Source organism: Iningainema tapete BLCC-T55 (assembly GCF_014698965.1).
Classification (GTDB): domain Bacteria; phylum Cyanobacteriota; class Cyanobacteriia; order Cyanobacteriales; family Nostocaceae; genus Iningainema; species Iningainema tapete.
This window is the reverse complement of the sequence record NZ_JACXAE010000060.1, coordinates 59,280-77,400: the sequence shown is the minus strand read 5'-3', so window position 1 is coordinate 77,400 and position 18,121 is coordinate 59,280. Positions and strand designations below refer to the sequence as shown.

General features: G+C 39.9%; 11 protein-coding genes. 2 read left to right on the top strand and 9 right to left on the bottom strand.

Annotated elements, in window-relative coordinates:
• Window positions 1–80: 80 nt before the first annotated feature.
• The 3 genes from ICL16_RS17450 to ICL16_RS17440 form a co-directional block, all read right to left on the bottom strand.
• Window positions 81–1,403 (bottom strand): CO2 hydration protein, encoded by a 1,323-nt coding sequence (locus ICL16_RS17450; RefSeq protein ID WP_190830024.1) that lies wholly within the window; start codon window positions 1,401–1,403, stop codon window positions 81–83.
• Between the two features lie 36 nt (window positions 1,404–1,439).
• Complete coding sequence (locus ICL16_RS17445) at window positions 1,440–2,945, bottom strand: NADH-quinone oxidoreductase subunit M (RefSeq protein ID WP_190830022.1); 1,506 nt, start codon at window positions 2,943–2,945, stop codon at window positions 1,440–1,442.
• 82 nt (window positions 2,946–3,027) lie between these two features.
• On the bottom strand, window positions 3,028–4,890 hold the full coding sequence (locus ICL16_RS17440) for an NAD(P)H-quinone oxidoreductase subunit F (RefSeq protein WP_190830020.1): 1,863 nt from the start codon (window positions 4,888–4,890) through the stop codon (window positions 3,028–3,030).
• A gap of 355 nt (window positions 4,891–5,245) precedes the next feature.
• Here ICL16_RS17440 and ICL16_RS17435 point away from each other — a divergent pair, with 355 nt between their 5' ends.
• Window positions 5,246–10,966 carry a trifunctional serine/threonine-protein kinase/ATP-binding protein/sensor histidine kinase gene (locus tag ICL16_RS17435; protein WP_190830019.1) on the top strand — a complete coding sequence of 1,907 codons (5,721 nt, stop codon included), beginning with the start codon at window positions 5,246–5,248 and terminating at the stop codon, window positions 10,964–10,966.
• 13 nt (window positions 10,967–10,979) lie between these two features.
• Here the strand turns inward: ICL16_RS17435 and ICL16_RS17430 are convergent, their stop codons facing one another.
• Window positions 10,980–12,368, bottom strand: a complete 1,389-nt coding sequence (locus ICL16_RS17430; protein WP_190830018.1) for a cytochrome P450 — start codon at window positions 12,366–12,368, stop codon at window positions 10,980–10,982.
• 99 nt (window positions 12,369–12,467) lie between these two features.
• Window positions 12,468–13,433: a terpene synthase family protein gene (locus tag ICL16_RS17425; protein ID WP_190830017.1), complete on the bottom strand. Its 966-nt coding sequence runs from the start codon at window positions 13,431–13,433 to the stop codon at window positions 12,468–12,470.
• Window positions 13,434–13,818: 385 nt separating this feature from the next.
• Here ICL16_RS17425 and ICL16_RS17420 point away from each other — a divergent pair, with 385 nt between their 5' ends.
• Window positions 13,819–14,022, top strand: coding sequence for a hypothetical protein (locus ICL16_RS17420; protein WP_190830015.1), 204 nt, complete (start codon window positions 13,819–13,821; stop codon window positions 14,020–14,022).
• Between the two features lie 689 nt (window positions 14,023–14,711).
• Here the strand turns inward: ICL16_RS17420 and ICL16_RS17415 are convergent.
• The 4 genes from ICL16_RS17415 to ICL16_RS17400 all read right to left on the bottom strand — a co-directional run bounded on the left by ICL16_RS17415 (window position 14,712) and on the right by ICL16_RS17400 (window position 18,120).
• Window positions 14,712–14,891, bottom strand: coding sequence for a hypothetical protein (locus tag ICL16_RS17415; protein WP_190830012.1), 180 nt, complete (start codon window positions 14,889–14,891; stop codon window positions 14,712–14,714).
• 70 nt (window positions 14,892–14,961) lie between these two features.
• Window positions 14,962–15,963, bottom strand: a complete 1,002-nt coding sequence (locus tag ICL16_RS17410; protein ID WP_190830009.1) for a glycosyltransferase — start codon at window positions 15,961–15,963, stop codon at window positions 14,962–14,964.
• A 10-nt stretch (window positions 15,964–15,973) separates the two neighbouring features.
• On the bottom strand, window positions 15,974–17,251 hold the full coding sequence (locus ICL16_RS17405) for an ABC transporter ATP-binding protein (protein WP_190830007.1): 1,278 nt from the start codon (window positions 17,249–17,251) through the stop codon (window positions 15,974–15,976).
• Window positions 17,251–18,120: an ABC transporter permease gene (locus ICL16_RS17400; protein WP_190830005.1), complete on the bottom strand. Its 870-nt coding sequence runs from the start codon at window positions 18,118–18,120 to the stop codon at window positions 17,251–17,253. Before ICL16_RS17400 ends, ICL16_RS17405 begins: the two co-directional genes overlap by 1 nt.
• Window position 18,121: the final 1 nt, after the last annotated feature.

Here is an 18,121-nt window from a genome sequence, read left to right as displayed (position 1 = left end):
CCCCGAAAATCGGGGGGATTAAGGGGGGTAAATCTAACTTGTGTGTACACGGTAGCTTATCCAAGGAGGGTTGGGGGTATCTAACGATAATCTTGTGTTTGAATATCGCGTAGACGAGCAGCATCACGCATACCGTATTCAGGGCGACAGAAACGATTTAATTGTGCTTCAAAGAAAGCACGATTAGCTTGTAAATGTTTGGGATTTGTGTCATCTAAAGGATATAAAAGTGCAGTTCGTAATGCTTGAATTACTGCAGAAGTAACACAATACATTGAACGTTGGAAACTAATTCCTAGCTGAATTAACATATCTTCTTTACCACGGCAGTGTTGCTGGTAATAATCAACAAGATATGGTGGTAAGAAATGCAACATATCTTGCATTAAGAGTGTTGGTGGAATACCAGCAGTACCGACTGGGAAAACGTCGGCATAGAGTATACCATAGTGGAAGTCTTTTTGATCATCTGGGACTTGCTTTGCTTGAGCATTGTAAGATTTTGTTCCCCGGAAGGGGGCGGTACGGTAGAAAACAGCTTCTACGTAAGGTAATGCTGCCTCGTAAAGCCATGTAAAGCCTTTGGATTTGGATATAATTTCGTAACACTCGCCGCGAATATACACATGATGATAAATCGGACGTCCAGCGATCGCAAAAATTCCATTCACCAAGAAATTCATCGCTTCAGGAACAGAGGTGATTTTTCCTTCGTCATACAAGTCTGACATTTCAAAGAAAACTGGTGCCATCACTTCCCAGAAAAGCCCCAGATTAGAATAGTAAGACATCTGGCGACATTGTTCGAGAAACATGTCTGGGAAGAGCTTGTAAATTCCTAGCATCAAGGGGTTTCCTTGAAAGTAAGCTTTAATTGCTCTATCGGCGTTGGCTTTGTACTCTTCACTATCTAGGTAAGAGTCAAATTGATTTACGGGCGCATACATGTGACGATGCCAAAGCATTGCCCGCATACAAGCTTCAGCAAACTCCATGTTAATGCGATCGTGAAATAAGTGATGCAACAACTTGGGCATTTTGAAGGTTTCACCCTTCTCTATAAATGCTAACAATTCTGGATGTGCCGTAGCTTCTCCTCGCCAAATTCGTAAATCGGCATCATCGCCAGCATAATGATTATGCCGCTCTAAATACTCTTTAGGAATGAAGTATTTAAAGAAAGCAAACGGGTTTAAAAATACACGCTCAGCAATATAAAGTAAATCACGCCAGTAAAAATCCATCGGCACAGCATAAGCTTTGTAAATGCCGATAATTTGCATCAAATTCTCTGGCGTATCAGGTAACATTGCGCCACCTGCTTCCAAGCGATGAATTACTTCGGCAAATTCATGAGTTGAAGGAGGCAATTTCGTTACTGGTTTTTCTGGAGTTTGTACCATGACTGTAAAGAATTAATAACTACTGTACAGACGCGATTATTGGTGTAGAGACGCGATATATCGCGTCTCTACTTTTTCCACAGGCGGAATCGCCGCCACCATTGTGGTAGTTGTCGATTCACTCCAACGTACTAACCAAGTGGGTTGTACTCCCAAAAAGATGATTAAGACTGCCAAAATTATTGCTGGTATTTTCTCAGACCAAAGTACTCTGGGATAGTAGGCTAAGTCGTTGTCTAGTCTGCCGAAACAAGTACGGTTGAGGAGGATAACGAAGTAAACGGCGGTTAAACCAGTAGCCACTACACATAACAGTGTGGGTAGGGGAAAGACAGAAAAACTACCTTGAAAAATGATAAATTCAGCGATGAATCCTGTCATACCTGGTATTCCTGCACTCGCCATACCACCTAAAACTAGTAGGGCGCTAATTAGAGGTAAACCACGTACAGGACTCATTAAACCATTAAGTTTATCCAACTCGCGAGTTCCCACTTTGGTTTCAACAACTCCCACCAAATGGAAGAGGATGGCGAGGATGATACCGTGGCTAACCATTTGGGCAACGGCACCAACTAGTGATAAGGCTGTGCTGGCAGCACTAGCTACTAATATGTAGCCCATATGACCGACGGAGCTATATGCTACCATGCGCTTGATATCTTTTTGCGCGATCGCCGTCACAGTTCCATATATGGCACTGGCTGCGCCCCAAATTGCCAAAGTTGGGGCGAGAATACTCCAAACTTGGGGAAACAAGCCCATTCCGAATCTTAACAAACCATAAGTTCCCAACTTTGCCAGCACTCCACCTAAAAGAATGGCAATCGGTGCTGAAGCTTCAACGTAAGCATCTGGTAGCCAAGTATGGAAAGGAACAAGAGGAATTTTGATGCCAAAACCTACTATTATCCCTACAAGTAGGATGATTTGTAGTGTTGCTGAAAGTGTTTGAGTAGAAATTGTATCGTAATTGAAACTGCTGGAGCCAGTCAACCATACTGTACCCAAGAATGTTGCCAGAATTAATATTCCTGAAACAGCGGTGTAAAGTAGGAATTTGATTCCGGCATAAGCTCGCTTTTCTCCACCCCATATGGAAATTAGTAGATAAAAGGGGATTAGTTCTAGTTCGTAGAACAAGAAGAATAGCAGTAAATTCTCTGCTAAAAATGCTCCAGCAGTTCCACCGTTAACTAATAAAATGAGGGAGTAAAAAAGTCGCGGACGTTCAGTTTGTTGACTACTGCTGTAAATAGCAATCCAGGAGAGGAGAGTGTTTAATAGTAGCATCAAGATGGAAAGACCATCTACTCCTAATTTATAGCTCAAACCAAGGGTTTCATTCCAGGGTAAATATTCTTGTAACTGCATCCCTGGTTGAGTTATATCAAATTTCAACAGGAGGAAAATATTCCAGAGAAAAACTAATCCAGAAAGGGTTAATGCTCCTAAACGAACACGATTAGCTGGGATTTTTCTAGGTAATATTGCTACGAGAGCAGCAGCTAAAATTGGAAACCAAATTAGAACACTTAGCATGGTTGATTGTTAATTGTTGGTTGTTAATTGCTAATGGCTAATTGTTAATTGTTACTATTAGCCATTAGCTATTAGCCATTAGCTAGAACATCAAATTTAAAAACTGTTCACCCCAGTATTGCCAAGTCACTACCATTCCTAAAAGTCCTACTCCAAGTAGAATGGTGAAGGCATAGAACTGAGTTTGTCCGTTGGTGCTGTACTTTAAACCTTCTCCACCACCGACAGAAGCTAAGCCTACCATGTTAACAATGCCATCAACTACTAAGCGATCGATCATGTCAGTGAATTTGGACATTAAGTCAACGCTCAAAACTATGCTCATGCGGTAGAGTTTCGGGGTGTAGAAGTCGTATGCCAGCAAGTTTTGTAAAGGTTTGAAGGGAAGGCGAATCGGTTTGGGAATGAAATCGCCAAGATAAATGACGCTACTGATGCTACAACCAAACACAGTTGACCAAATTAGTAGTAGTGCTACATCTTTGTTGAGGTTTGCCCAGTTGGGTAGAAGTGAAAAGCTTTGTAACACTAAGGGCAGATGCAGTGTAAAGCCAAGTAATATAATCATGGGCAATGACATTTGCCAGCTAACTTCTGGCGATCTCTCACTCATTTGTTTGGGTTTACCGCCGAAAATGAGACAGAATTCTCTGGTTAAACTGAAGGCTGTTAAAACGTTAACCGTTATCAGTATTCCGACTAACCACGGTTGGGTTTCCCATAACCCAGAAGCTAATTTTAGTAATGCCCAAAAGCCTCCTAAGGGAGGGAAGCCGATTAAACCGAGAGTACCAATTATATAAGCTAGTCCGGATACGGGACGACGTGTCCACAATCCGCCTAGCTGTGTGACATCTTGGGTAATGCTGTTCCAAACAATTGCACCTGTACTCATGACTAATAGTGCTGCTGCTAAAGCGTGGGTGAGTACGAGTAACAAGGCGGCGTCATCTTGTTGTGTTCCTACAGCAATGAACACTAAACCCATGTATGTACTAACTGAATATGATAAGCAACGTTTGATGTCGATTTGTGCGATCGCGATCAAAGAACCACCCACTGCTGTTAGTGTACCAATAGCTACCATTGCAGAAGACACTAGCGGCGACAAGCTGAGAACTGGTTGTAATTTAATTAATACCCAAGCACCACTAGCAACTACTACGGAGTTACGTAAAATTGTACTCGGTATTGGTCCCTCCATCGCCTCATCTAACCAAAGATGTAGAGGAAACTGAGCGCACTTACCCATTGGACCGGCAATTAATGCTAAGCACACTAACCCCATTAGTGTAGGATCGACTTGAGCAGTAGCTGCCCATTCAGCCAAGGCACTGTAGTTCCAAGTTCCTGCCAAAGGAAAGATTGCTAGCACCCCCATGAGTAGAAACAAGTCTCCTACCCGCTTAGTTAAGAAAGCATCTCTAGCACTAGTCACCACTAAAGACTGACTAAACCACAGCCCAACTAACAAGTAGGTTCCCAGAGTCAGCATTTCTAGAATGACATAGCTGAAGAACAAAGAGTTGCACAAGGTAAGCGCACACAATCCAGCTTCAAACAATCCCAACAAAGAATAGAATCGCGCCCAACCCCAATCCATCTCCATGTAACCGATGGCATAAATTTGTGCCAGCAAATTCAAACCGGCAATGACAACCATCGCGCCTACACTTGCTGAGGATATTTCTAAATCAATGAACAGATTTAAACCAGCAGTACTCAGCCAAGGGATAGATATTTCATAAGGGGGTTGATTCCAGGTAGCAGGTAATGCTATTGCAGCATGAATAAATGCCAAAAATGTCATGATTAAGTTGACATAACCCGCTGGTCTTGGTCCTGTACGTCGTATAATTCCAGGGGACCAAGGTACTGCTAACAGCCCTCCGATTAAGGCATAGCATGGAACTAACCAAACTGTCTCTAGTAGAAACTGAGCCATTAAATCACCTCTATATTTGCAGCATAAATACATGCGGTTGTATTTTTGACAACCGTCGCCTTGCGCTCACGCAGGTATGATGTTTACACAAATTAATTTTTGCTTAATATTATTATTTTATAGCTTAGCTTTATATGTCACAAAATGGAATTACTTAATTAGATCATTAAACAATCACTATTCTAAGAAATTCTTATAATTCTTAACATAGTAATAATAAATTGTTCCCATAGAATAGAAGCCCGGTTTCTTTAAGAAACCGGGCTTCTGATCTATCGTACCCCCAACCCGACACGCCAGGTTGTTAACCTCAGCTTCAAAATGGGAAAAATAATCGAAAGTGAGGAAAACAACTATGCTAGTATCGTCGGCTACTATGGTAAAACTGACTGGTTATGAAATTTTTGAGCAAATCTATGCAGGTAGTAGAACTATAGTTTATCGTGGACGGCGAATACTAGACCAACAACCCGTTGTCATTAAACTCCTGCAAAGTGAGTACCCCAGTGTCAAAGAACTTGTGCTGTTCCGTAACCAGTATACTATTGCTAAAAACCTCGCTCATCCCGGAATCATCAAAACCTATAGTTTGGAAAACTACCGCAATGGTTATGCTCTGGTGATGGAAGATTTTGGCGGTATTTCCCTGCAGCAATTCATGGCGAGATGGAAAAAGGGGGATACTGATGGATTGCGTGAGTTTTTCCTAATTGCAATCCAAATCGCTTCCTCACTTGATGGACTATATCGCCATCAAGTGATTCATAAAGACATTAAACCAGCCAACATTCTATTTAACTCTACCACGGGTGAGGTTAAACTCATCGACTTTAGCATCGCCTCTTTACTTAAGCAAGAATCACAAGCACTTCGGAGTATCAATGTTCTGGAAGGCACGCTAGCTTACTTGTCTCCGGAACAAACTGGAAGGATGAACCGCTTAATTGACTACCGCACCGATTTTTATTCCTTGGGAGTGACATTTTACCAACTTCTCACGGGACAATTACCTTTCAATTCTGATGATCCGATTGAGTTGGTGTATTGTCATCTTGCTAAGCAGCCGCCACAAGTTCACACTATCAATCCTGTTATTCCCCCAGTTTTATCTGATATTGTGAGTAAGTTGATGGCAAAGAATGCCGAAGATCGTTATCAAAGTGCTTTGGGATTGAAGCATGACTTAGAGATTTGCTTTTCTCAGTGGCAAGAGACAGGAAATATAGTATCCTTTGATTTAGGTCAACGGGATATGAGCGATCGCTTTATCATTCCCGAAAAACTCTACGGCAGAGAAGAGCAAGTCAAAACCCTACTTGAAGCATTTGAGCGTGTAGCAGCGAGGGGAGTAGGGAAGCAGGGAGGGAGCGAATTAGTACTGATAGCTGGTTTTTCTGGTGTGGGAAAAACAGCCCTTGTCAATGAAATCCATAAACCAATAGTCAGGGCGCGGGGTTACTTTATCAAAGGTAAATTTGACCAATTTCAGAGTGAGATACCATTTTTGGGATTCGTGCAAGCTTTTCAAGATTTGATTGGGCAACTGCTCACGGAAAGTACAGAACAAGTCGAAGAGTGGAGAGCGAAAATTCAAGCAGCTATGGGAGAAAATGGTCAAGTAATTACCGACTTGATTCCAGAATTGGAATTACTGATTGGAAAACAGCCTCCCTTGATAGAACTTGAACCAAATGCGGCGCAAAATCGATTTAACTTAATGTTTCATAAGTTTATCAGAGTATTCCCTAGTGAAAATCATCCTATAGTGATATTTTTGGATGACTTACAATCTTGCGACTCTGCTTCTCTAAAGTTTATTCAATCATTAATGAGTGACACCGAGATTCAGCATCTTTTACTCATTGGTGCATATCGGGATAACGAGGTGGAGACACGCCATGGCGCTTCTCTACATCCATTGATGCTCACGTTAAATGAGATTCGTAAAACTGGTGCAACTGTAAACACTATTACCTTAGCACCTTTAAGTTTAAATAATTTGAATTGTTTAATTGCTGATACTCTCAATACTACAGAGGATACTGCCATACCACTCACTCAATTCGTGTTTGGTTTGACTAAAGGTAATCCCTTTTTTAGCAGTCAACTGTTGAAAACTTTGCATGAAGATGGGTTGATTACTTTTAACCCCACCCCCCTGTGTCCCCCCTTATCAAGGGGGGATGAAAGGGGGGTGGGGTGGCAGTGGGATATTTCTCAGGTGCGTTCGTTGTCTTTGACGTCGGACGTAGTAGAATTTATGTCAGCACAATTAAAAAAGCTGCCTGTACAAACTCAAGCAGCTATGAAAATTGCCGCTTGTATTGGTAGCTCTTTTGAATTGGAAACAGTTGCGATCGTACATGGTAAATCTCCAGTAGAAACAGCAGATGATCTATGTTTCGCTTTACAATCTGGGTTGATTTTACAAGTTCGTGAAGCTTGCAAGGTTTATCACTCTAAGGAGTCAGAATTCACAATTCAAAATTCACAAAACGAAATAAATTCTGACTCCCCTAACCCGACTCCTGTAGAGACGTTCCATGGAACGTCTCTACAAATCCTGACTCCTGACTCCTCCTGTTATTACAAATTTCTCCATGACAGAGTTCAGCAAGCAGCCTATAATTTGATTCCTGAAGACCAAAAAAAGTTTATTCACCTCAAAATTGGGCAACTACTATTAAAACATGACAGGAAAGATGTTGATTCCACAGAAGAGAAAATTTTTGAGATAGTCAACCAATTGAATTTAGCACTCGAGTTAATTACTTATCAAAGAGAAAGAGACGAACTGGCGCAGTTAAATTTGATTGCCGGTGGTAAAGCAAAAGCTGCTACGGCTTATACAGTTGCGGTTAAGTATTTAACAACTGGAATCCAACTGCTACCAAGTGATAGCTGGGAAACAAACTATGAATTAACCTTAGCACTCTATGAGTCAGCCGCAGAAGTAGCATACCTTAGTGGTGATTTTGAGCAGACAGAGCAATTAGTGCAGGTAGTCTTAGCAAAAGCGAAAACATTACTGGAGAAAGTGAAAGTTTATGAAGTCAAAATTCAAGCTTATGGTGGGCAGGGCAAAGTAATCGAAGCTATTAATATTGCACTAACATTTCTAAAGCATTTGGGCGTAGAGTTTCCTGAGCATCCTAATCAATTGGATGTTCAGCGTGAATTAGAGAAGACATCTGTAACTTTGGCTGATAGACGTATTGAGGAGTTAATTAACTTGCCTCTGATGACAAAAGCCCAACCGCTAGCAGTTATGCGTATTCTATCTAATGCAAGTCCTTTGGCTTATCAAGTTATTCCCGAATTATACACACTGATAGCCCTTAAACAAATCAATCTATCACTAGAACATGGCAATACTTCTTTATCTGCCTTTGCCTATGTTACTTACGGATTAATCCTGTGCGTAGTAGTGGGAGATATTGAATCTGGTTATAAATTTGGCAAATTAGCTTTAAATCTAGTATGCAAGATAAATGCTAAAGAAGTTAAGGCTAAAATCATGATGGTACTAAATACAGGAATTAGGCCTTGGAAGGAGCATACTAAGGAAATATTGAAACCTTTACTAGAGAGTAATTTCACTGCAATAGTAACAGGGGATTTACAATTTTCTGCCTTTTCTCTTTTGAGTTATTCCTACTGTTCATATTTTATTGGTAGAGAATTGTCAGCGCTGGAACGGGAGATGGCAATCTACAGCAATGTCATCAAGGAAATTAAGCAAGAAAGAGCATTTTACTGGAATGAAATTTATCGGGTTACAGTCTTAAATTTGCTAGGATATTTTGAAAATACTTCTCTTTTAATTTGTGAAAAACGCAATGAAAATAAAATACTACCACTTCATATTGAAACTAATGATAAAACTGGACTTTTACATTTATATCTGAACAAAATGTATCTTTTTTACCTATTTGAAAAGTTCTCTCAGGCAGTGGAAAATGGCATCTTGGCAGAAAAGTATTTAGATAGCGGGATAGGACAGCTAGTTTTTCCTCTTTTCCATTTTTACAATTCACTGGCACAGCTGGCAGTGTATTCTGAGATAGAAGAAGCTGAACAAAAACAAGTTTTAGAGAAAGTGCGTGCTAATCAGGACAAGATGCATCACTGGGCGCATCATGCCCCTATGAATTTCTTGCATAAATTTTACTTAGTAGAGGCAGAGCGACATCGGGTTCTGGGTGAGAATCTTGAAGCAATGGATAAATACGATCGCGCCATTGCTCTGGCTAAAGAAAATGAATACATTAACGAAGAAGCTCTTGCTTATGAACTTACAGCAAAATTTTATCTGGAGTGGGGTAAGGAAATTATTGCTCAAACCTACATGACTAATGCTTACTATGCTTATGAACGTTGGGGAGCATTAGCTAAACTTAACGACTTAGAACAACGCTATCCTCAGTTACTTGCCTCTATACGGCGACGGGAAAATATTAGTCTCAATGTCCGTAGCGAAATTATCACTGACACTGCTACTTCCATCTCGACATCTTCTACTGATACAAATAGCATCTCCTGTAGCAGTATTTCAGAAGCTCTAGATTTAGCAACATTCATTAAAGCATCTCTAGCTCTTTCTGGGGAAATTCAGCTAGATAAATTACTATCAACGGTGATGGAGGTAGTGATTGAAAACGCAGGCGCACACAATGGTGCTTTAATTTTGTACAAGAGTGAAAATTTAGTCATTGAAGCACAGGCAACTTATAATAATCAGAAGCAGGTACTGGAGATTAGCTGTTTACAATCAATTCCTATCCACGAAAGCCAAGATCTTCCGATTACTCTTGTCAACTATGTCGCACGCACATCTCAAATTCTAGTGATTAATGATGTGACTACTGAAACTTCTTTTGCCACCGATCAATACATTAAGTCGCATCAACCTAAATCAGTTTTATGTACTCCGATCCGCAATCAGGGTAAGGTAATTGGCATTCTTTATCTGGAAAATAATTTGACGACAGGGGCTTTTACACATGATCGAGAGCAAGTTCTCAAACTCCTGATCACTCAAGCTGCAATCTCCTTAGAAAATGCCATACTTTACAGTAATTTAGCAGTAGCTAATGAGCAGTTGGAGAATTATAACTGTGAACTGGAGCAGAAAGTGGCACAAAGAACACAGGAACTCAACCAAAAAAATCAGGATTTGGCACAAACTTTACAGGAATTAAAACGTACCCAAGCTCAATTGATTCAAACGGAAAAAATGTCAAGCTTGGGACAAATGGTGGCAGGAATTGCCCATGAAATTAACAATCCTATTAACTTTATTCGCGGCAATCTTGTTCATGTTAATCAATATGTTCAAGACTTACTCGATTTAATTGGTGTCTATCAACAAGAATTTCCCTCTAATGTAAAAGTTGAGGAAACAATTGAGCAGATTGATTTAGATTTTTTGGTAGAAGATTTACCTAAGCTACTTAATTCAATGATAGTAGGCAGCGATCGCATTCGGAATATTGTTTTAGGTTTACGCAACTTCTCCCGCCTTGACGAAGCAGATATGAAACCTGTTGACATTCATGAAGGGATAGATAACACATTGATGATTTTGCAGCACCGACTGCAAGATAAAAGCGGTCAAACGGAAATTCAAGTAATTAAAAACTATGGGCAACTACCACAAGTCACTTGTTATGCCAGTCAGTTGAATCAAGCACTGATGAATATTCTCACTAATGCAATTGATGCAATCAAAGAGTCATTTGTCAAAAGTCAAAAGTCAAAAGTAGAGAACCAAGGACTAATAACAAAGGACAAAGAACTCTTGACAAATCCGCAAATTCGCATTTGTACTGAACTTGGAGACAATCATACAGTAAGGATTAGAATTGCTGATAACGGTATCGGCATGACTGAGGAGGTGCAGCAGAAAATCTTTGACCCATTTTTTACCACTAAACCAGTGGGAAGTGGCACGGGATTGGGGTTGTCAATTAGCTATCAGATTGTTGTGGAAAAACATCAGGGGCGGTTAACCTGTAGTTCCACCCCTAGAGAAGGTACAGAGTTTGTTATTGAAATACCATTGCAACAGCTTTGAAGGTGTGTACTACTTAGGCAGGCGTAGTTGCCGTAGTCACTCTTGACTCTTGAGACACACGCCTTCCTCTAATTACCAACTTGACTCCACGGGAGGGTGCAAGCGTAAAACCTCGACGCTGAGGTCTTTCTGGTTGCCGATCAACCAACGCAAGTTGATAGCGAGACAAGATTGTTACCAGTACTAGCTTCATTTGAAACACAGCTAAAGCATCACCAATACACCGACGGACACCACCACCAAAGGGCATAAACTCATAGGGGGAAAATTGTCTTTCTAAAAAGCGCTCTGGCTTAAACTCTTTGGGCTGCGGATATGAATCCTGATTATGATGAGTGAGATAAATACAACAAAGCAGTAGTGTACCAGGCTCTAAGGGATGCCCTACCAGTTTAACAGGTTGTTGCACTACCCTTGGCATCGCAAACATTCCAACGGGGTAAATCCGCATAGTTTCATTACAAACAGCACTTAGATAAGGCAGCCGGACAATACTCGCGAAATTTCGGTAATCATCAAGCTTGTCCAGTTCTTGAAGGAGTTTCTTAAGGACTTCCGGTTTTTGATGAATCCAATAAAAAGCCCAAGCCATTGTTGTTGCCGTGGTTTCATATCCAGCCAACAACATGCTCATTAGCTGATCGTGCAACTCCTGATCCGTCAACGATTGACCCTCTTCATCCTTTGCTGATATCAGTAAGGAAAGAATATCTATGCGATCTGAGTTGGATTGCTTCCGACGCTCGGCAATTTCAGTGTAAAGTAATTCATCAACTGAAGACCGTTGGCGTAAAAACCTTCCCCAAGGACTCCAAGCTCCTAAATTCTGTTGTAAGAAGGGGAAAAATAGTGCGCCAGAAGTGACGGGTGAGTCAAAAACATCCAATAGGGACACTAGTAAATTCTTGAGTTGTTGGTAACGTTCTCCCTCAGACACACCAAACACAATCTGTAAAATGACGGAGAGGGAAATCTCCTGTAAGGCAGTACGAGCTACGAAGGGCTTATCTATTGACAACTGACTAAAGACTTTTTCGGTGAGATGACAAATTAGCTGACTGTAGGCTTGTAAACGCTCTCCATGAAAGGGGGGTATCAAGAGTTGTCGCAGCCTTTTGTGGCGATCTCCATCCAGCAAAAGCATTCCATAGTCGCCAATAATTGGTTGAAAAATTCTGTTCACTTCTCCAACAGCGGCAAACTTATTTCTCTCGTTGGTGAAAATTTCTTGGATTGCTTGGGGATGGTTCACGAATACCACAGTGCCGCCAAAACCAATTACCTCAGCACTAAAAATGTCGGGATACTGCTGGGCTGCGCTTTCCATATATTGGACAGGATCAACAACCCATTGGAGCTTTTGTAGAACAGAGGGGGTTTTGAGAACATTCGGTAGTTGCATTACTATTTTTCCTTTCAAAATTATGCTAACTTCCCACCTTAACTTTAGCGCGAAGTTTTACTTAGAAGCATAAGGTAGGATTTTCTTGTTTAAATCGCCTTATTTAACCAACTCCAGTTTATCTAGAGTCTGAAAGCGAGCAGTGTGAGAACACCAATCTATATGACCACGTATCCAATTATGCATTCCTGATATGTATTTAGCTAGTTCAGCATCTACCTCTTCTCCAAAAGATGGAATAGATGCTTCTAAACTAATTAAGGCTTGTACTTCTTGATCGTGCATTTGAACAATCTGCTTCATCGCTTCTTCTAGCGAAATTTGCTGTTGATTGCATAGAACTAATACTATATTAGTAATGTGACCACTTGCCATTTCTTTTGATAAAGAAAACATATCGTTACACAAAACGATAATTTTATTTGTCATTAGTTTTAAATTTCTTACTATCTCTTGTTCTCTGATAAAATTGGGAAGCTTTATCTGATTGCAAAATGCAATTAATTCTATGACAGAATCCACCGCTCCGCACAACATACGTATTATGCCATAAGTTTTCAGATCGAGTATACTTCCATCAACACGCTTAATTGCTTCCTGCTCACATCCGTTAAAGTAATCTTCAACACTAAGGATGAAGTAATAAAATGATTTTGCACTACCTCTTTTAATCATCCGCTGTCGCAGGTTCCTTAAGGCATAACTAAGAGGTATATCCTGATTTGTCAGTTCTGCCCCATCCAATATTTCAATAAATCTTTTATGAAACATCCTCAGCAAGTTAGGTTGTTCTCCTAAATCTGACATATCGCATTGATCGTCCCAAAAAAACAGCCAGTTAATCCAATCATTCGCAATTTTCAATTCTTCAAGCTCACAGTCAGGGTAAACACTTGCTGCTAGCAAAAAACCTTTTAACTTTAAAAAATGCTGATAATTTGATTCATTTGCTATGAGGTTGAAGTGCAGCGCCCATTCCAAGGCATAGCCTTCTAAAACATTTGCATATTTGTTGATTTGGGATGGGAATGGACAGTATAAAGTAGGGGCAATTAATTGTTGCATAAGTACTCCATGATTAATCACTGGTTATACCGTTTTACTTTAAGGTTGATACAAATAGGCAGCAGGGTAGTTGGGGAGTTGGGGAGAAAGAATTAGAAACCTATCACTCGGATCAGAAATTTCGTGAAATGGTGTTAGTCATAAAAAACCTGAATTCACTCTTTGAACTAATTTGATATATCTGCGTCAAAAAAATAACCCAACTAAGCAATCCGACAGCACTTCGGATGCCTTAACTACTCTTAGTAGTTGTTGAATATTGACTATCAACAGTCAATGCTCAACAGCCTAATCAAGTCAATATGCAGACAAATCTGCACAAAAGCTTAGCATTCCAAAGCGTCACTGATGACCCATTTCACGTTAATGTTGATATAGATGAATTTTGTACAGACGCGATGCCCTTCTCAATCGCACAGACGCTGCACGAACGGGTGACGCTCGTTCGCGCAATGTCTCCCCTTGGGAGAAGACTCGCTACCGCCAGATACTTACCGAGGGAAACCCGACAACATCCGCACGAGACTCACCAATCGCCTACGACGTCGTCTCAAATGAGCGCGTCTCTACACATTTATATTTGCATTAAGGTTTTTGTGAATATGCTTTTGTACTAAAGAGAAGAAAACAATTAAAAATCAGCTAATTTTCAGCGCTATTTCATTCTATACACGATCACCATGTATCCATGTATCCATGTACTGAAGTACATGGCTAACAGCTGAAGTCCGTTAAAACGGACTGAAAGTCAACAAATTAGTCAGCTGTCTTCTGACTTGAGCTATGAGCCTAGAACTGAATTTCTAGGCTAGGCGGATTGCGTCAGAATGAAATAGCCCTAGCTAATTTTTGTCTATTCTTGTCAATCAGTCTTGAAACTCATACATTTTCAGCTACTTGATTCTCTCAAACTTAAATACCATTTTAGACAAATTAGCTACAATGCTCATACAGCATTAGTAGCTACAATTAACTCTCAAGTAGCTTTGATAGATAGGCTGAAAACTTATGCTTGTACAGCATAAATATCGAGTCACACTACATTAAATGTATTTGGGGCAGTGCTAATTAAAATTTTCTAATTTATTCCTTTTTGATTGAATCTTTAGTAAATTCTTAAATATTTTAGAAAATATGTCAAGCTACCAACAGTACTGAATTGAATCGTAGATTTTGAGAAAAAAGTTACACAATCTTACGTATATGTCGATAATTTATCGTTATATAGCAATACTTTGTACCTGCTAAGTCATGTGTCAAATTAAAAAGAACTATAAATCATCCTTCAATTGATAAGAAATAATAATTAACCATTTCTGATTGTTGTGATAGCTCAGTCATAGGGGCAGGCTTCATTTCTCCCCGAAAATCGAGTAATTGGACGATCAAGAGGTATGCAAGTGCTAAGATGATGGAAATTGCACCTGTAATAATTGCTACTATTTTAGAACGATTCATAGTATATTTTCTCAGTTAAAAGTGAATAAGGAGCAAAGTTATAAGTATTGCATCATAACGCACCCCACCATTACAATGTTACGCTGAATTTCTCCTTTTGGTGAAAGCGATCGCCACTCAAATCAAAAAACTTCTTCACCAACAGAAAACCGAAGGCAATTCTCTCAGCTTGACGAAAGCCCCAAATCTCTTGAATCAGAAGATAGGCTAGTTTTTTTCCTTTAACTTTAAACTCAGGAAAAGTAATCAAAGCCAGTTCGACTAAGCGTAAATATTGCTGATATTCATTAATTTGAAAATATGCTCTGGCTAAATCAAAATAGCATTTAGCTATAGCGTGACGGTATTGCGTTGACAGTCTATTCAATTCCAATAATTTCTTTTCAGCTTTAGCTAACACTCTACAGTGACTGTCAATCCAACGGGGTACATCAGAAGTAGAAACGGTAACATTACCATATCGCCGATAAACTGAATAACAACCAGGTTGGTATACAACTTTACAACCAGCCATGACAACCGAGATAAAAAAATCTCGATCTTGTGCTGCGGGTAAACTTTCATCCCACCCACCAACACGAACTATAGTAGTTCTTTTATATAGTAGAGAAGCAAGAGCAGTCCACCAGTTTGCTAAAAGAGATTCTAAAATATCAGTCTGTACTTCTGAATATATTACCCGATCTAAGAAACTTGTTCCATCCGGTAAATGACATTGATGCCGCCAATCACCATAAACAACATCTGCTCCTGTTTCTACTAAAAAACTTACTTGAAGAGCAATTTTTTCTGGTAATATATAGTCATCGGCATCAAGATACTGAATGTACTCTCCTTTTGATAAAGCAAAAGCTCGATTTCGAGCGTAGTTTCCACTTCTATGTGGTAGACTTTCCCAAGTGATGCGATCGCCATAACTCTTGATCACTTCTAGAGAATTATCTGTCGAACCATCATCAATAACAATTATTTCAATATTGGGGTAGGTTTGTTGCAAACAGCTATCAATTGCCTCGGAAATCCATCTGTCTGCATTAAAACAGGGTATTATTACTGACACTAGCGGTTCCATATCCATTTTCCTACTTAGTAATCACCTTCCATTGGCGTGGTTGATAAAATAAAGATTGACTTACCACCTTGTTTGCTTTCACGGCAAATCGAAAAGATTCAACTACATCAAAAGAGCATAACCCTTCTTTGATGTAAATTTTAGCACTGTATAAACCCGGTAATAAGCAACAGTAAGGCATTTGCATCTGGATTTCCACTTTTCCTGGGAGGATTTTTAGTGGTTGATTGTCACTGGCAGAAGTGATATACAAAACCCGCTCGTTTTGCCCAGATAAAGCTGTAATTAATACACCTAAGTTAGCATCATCAACTTTCTTAAAAGACTCACACTCCACAGATAAATAAGCAGGAGCACCACAAAGAGGACTAGTAATTATATTACCTTGTTCATCTTTAAAGGAAAGAGAGATAATATCTATGCCTAAACTTTTACTTAGCTCTTTTTCTGGTAAATACATCACTCCTGGAGGAGACTCTGTTCCTCCTACATATATATCTTCCTCGTAAGTACGAATAACTGCTTCTGTTTTTCCGGTTTGAATCAATTTACCTTTTGCCAGATATACAGAAGATTCACAGACATTTAAAATCACATGAGGATTATGAGAAACCAAGATAAAAGCTGTACCACTTTCTCGCAGTTTTGCTAACCTTTGATAACACTTCATTCTAAAATTTATATCTCCCACAGCCAGCACTTCATCAATCAGCAAAATATCTGGCTCTACGTGTACTGCACAAGCAAAACCCAGCCTTGCCGCCATACCAGAACTATAAGTCTGTACAGGTGCATCAATCGCATCGGCAATTCCGGCAAAATCTATGACATCTTCAAATTTCTGGGCAATTTCTTTAGTTGATAAACCGAGAATTGCCATATTCGCATAAATATTTTCTCGCCCTGTGAGGATAGGATTAAACCCAGCACCCAGTGCAATTAAAGGAGCGACTTTACCTCTAACTTTAACAGTTCCCGTGTCTGGATTAATCAAACCACTAATAATGCGTAACAGTGTACTTTTTCCGGCTCCATTTGCTCCTACCAATCCTAGCGCTTCCCCTCGACGCAATTGAAAGTTGACATCTTGAAGCGCCCAAAATTCTTTTGCACGCAAAGTATCACTTTTTCTATTTCCACCGATTAACTCTGTAGCTATGTCTAAGACACCATAGAATAGAGATTGCTTTAAATCTCGACAAAATTTTTTAGAAACATTTTGTACTGAAACAACAACTTCAGTATCATCAGATGGAATAGTTATTTGCTTTGCTACTAAATTAGTCATTACGAACTCACTCTTTCCACGACGAAAGGCATAGCAAGGCGGAATACAATCCAGGTAAGTAGCAAACCTACTAAAGTAATAATGCTAACTAACCAAAATTGCCTGGGTTCTGATATAACTCCTGTAGTTGCTAACTCTCTTGTTGTTACTAATAAAGGAGTTACGGGATTAAGTTTAACTAAAATCCCAAACGTTCCTTGACTAGGAACCGGGTAAACTACAGGAGTAAGAAACAACCAAAACCCTGTTAGTAGAGACAAACCTTTAGATATATCTTGATACAGCACCCCTAGAGGTGCTAGTATAACACCAAACAGTGTTCCAAGTAAAACTAAGTGCAATAATGCTACAGGAGCGATCGCCACTGTCCAAGTTACAGGGACACGAAACCAGATGAACAATGCTAAAATTAGGATGAGCTTAATCCCAAAATTAAAAAATACTTCGCCCAACTTAGCCAAAATTAGCGCTTCTCGCGGAAAGTTGACTCTAGCCAACATTGGTTTTGCTGATGTCACAGCTTGCACTGGGCTATTTATAGCTTCCACAAAAGTTTGCCACAGCGCAGTACTAAACATCACGTAAGCTGGATAAGGCAAATCTGTTGCTCCAACATTAATCACATTTGCTTCCGCAGCGAGAGTGAATCCAGCCGCCATGATAATTGATGGTAAAAAAGCCCAAGCAATACCTAAAAAAGACTGACGATATTGGGCGCTGATATCTCGCATCATTAATCGCCAAGCTAATTCGCGAGCAGCTAGTAAGTCTCGCCACATTTGTTGAAACAATTGAATTGGGTGTTTCAGTTTACTTTCGGGTGTGTAAACTACCTCAGTTAGTTGGGAATTGGAATTATTGTGTTTCATA

Coding starts and splice junctions, on each gene's coding strand:
- ICL16_RS17450 (WP_190830024.1), bottom strand. CDS start 1,403: ATGGTACAAACTCCAGAAAAACCAGTAACGAAATTGCCTCCTTCAACT.
- ICL16_RS17445 (WP_190830022.1), bottom strand. CDS start 2,945: ATGCTAAGTGTTCTAATTTGGTTTCCAATTTTAGCTGCTGCTCTCGTA.
- ICL16_RS17440 (WP_190830020.1), bottom strand. CDS start 4,890: ATGGCTCAGTTTCTACTAGAGACAGTTTGGTTAGTTCCATGCTATGCC.
- ICL16_RS17435 (WP_190830019.1), top strand. CDS start 5,246: ATGCTAGTATCGTCGGCTACTATGGTAAAACTGACTGGTTATGAAATT.
- ICL16_RS17430 (WP_190830018.1), bottom strand. CDS start 12,368: ATGCAACTACCGAATGTTCTCAAAACCCCCTCTGTTCTACAAAAGCTC.
- ICL16_RS17425 (WP_190830017.1), bottom strand. CDS start 13,433: ATGCAACAATTAATTGCCCCTACTTTATACTGTCCATTCCCATCCCAA.
- ICL16_RS17415 (WP_190830012.1), bottom strand. CDS start 14,891: ATGAATCGTTCTAAAATAGTAGCAATTATTACAGGTGCAATTTCCATC.
- ICL16_RS17410 (WP_190830009.1), bottom strand. CDS start 15,963: ATGGAACCGCTAGTGTCAGTAATAATACCCTGTTTTAATGCAGACAGA.
- ICL16_RS17405 (WP_190830007.1), bottom strand. CDS start 17,251: ATGACTAATTTAGTAGCAAAGCAAATAACTATTCCATCTGATGATACT.
- ICL16_RS17400 (WP_190830005.1), bottom strand. CDS start 18,120: ATGAAACACAATAATTCCAATTCCCAACTAACTGAGGTAGTTTACACA.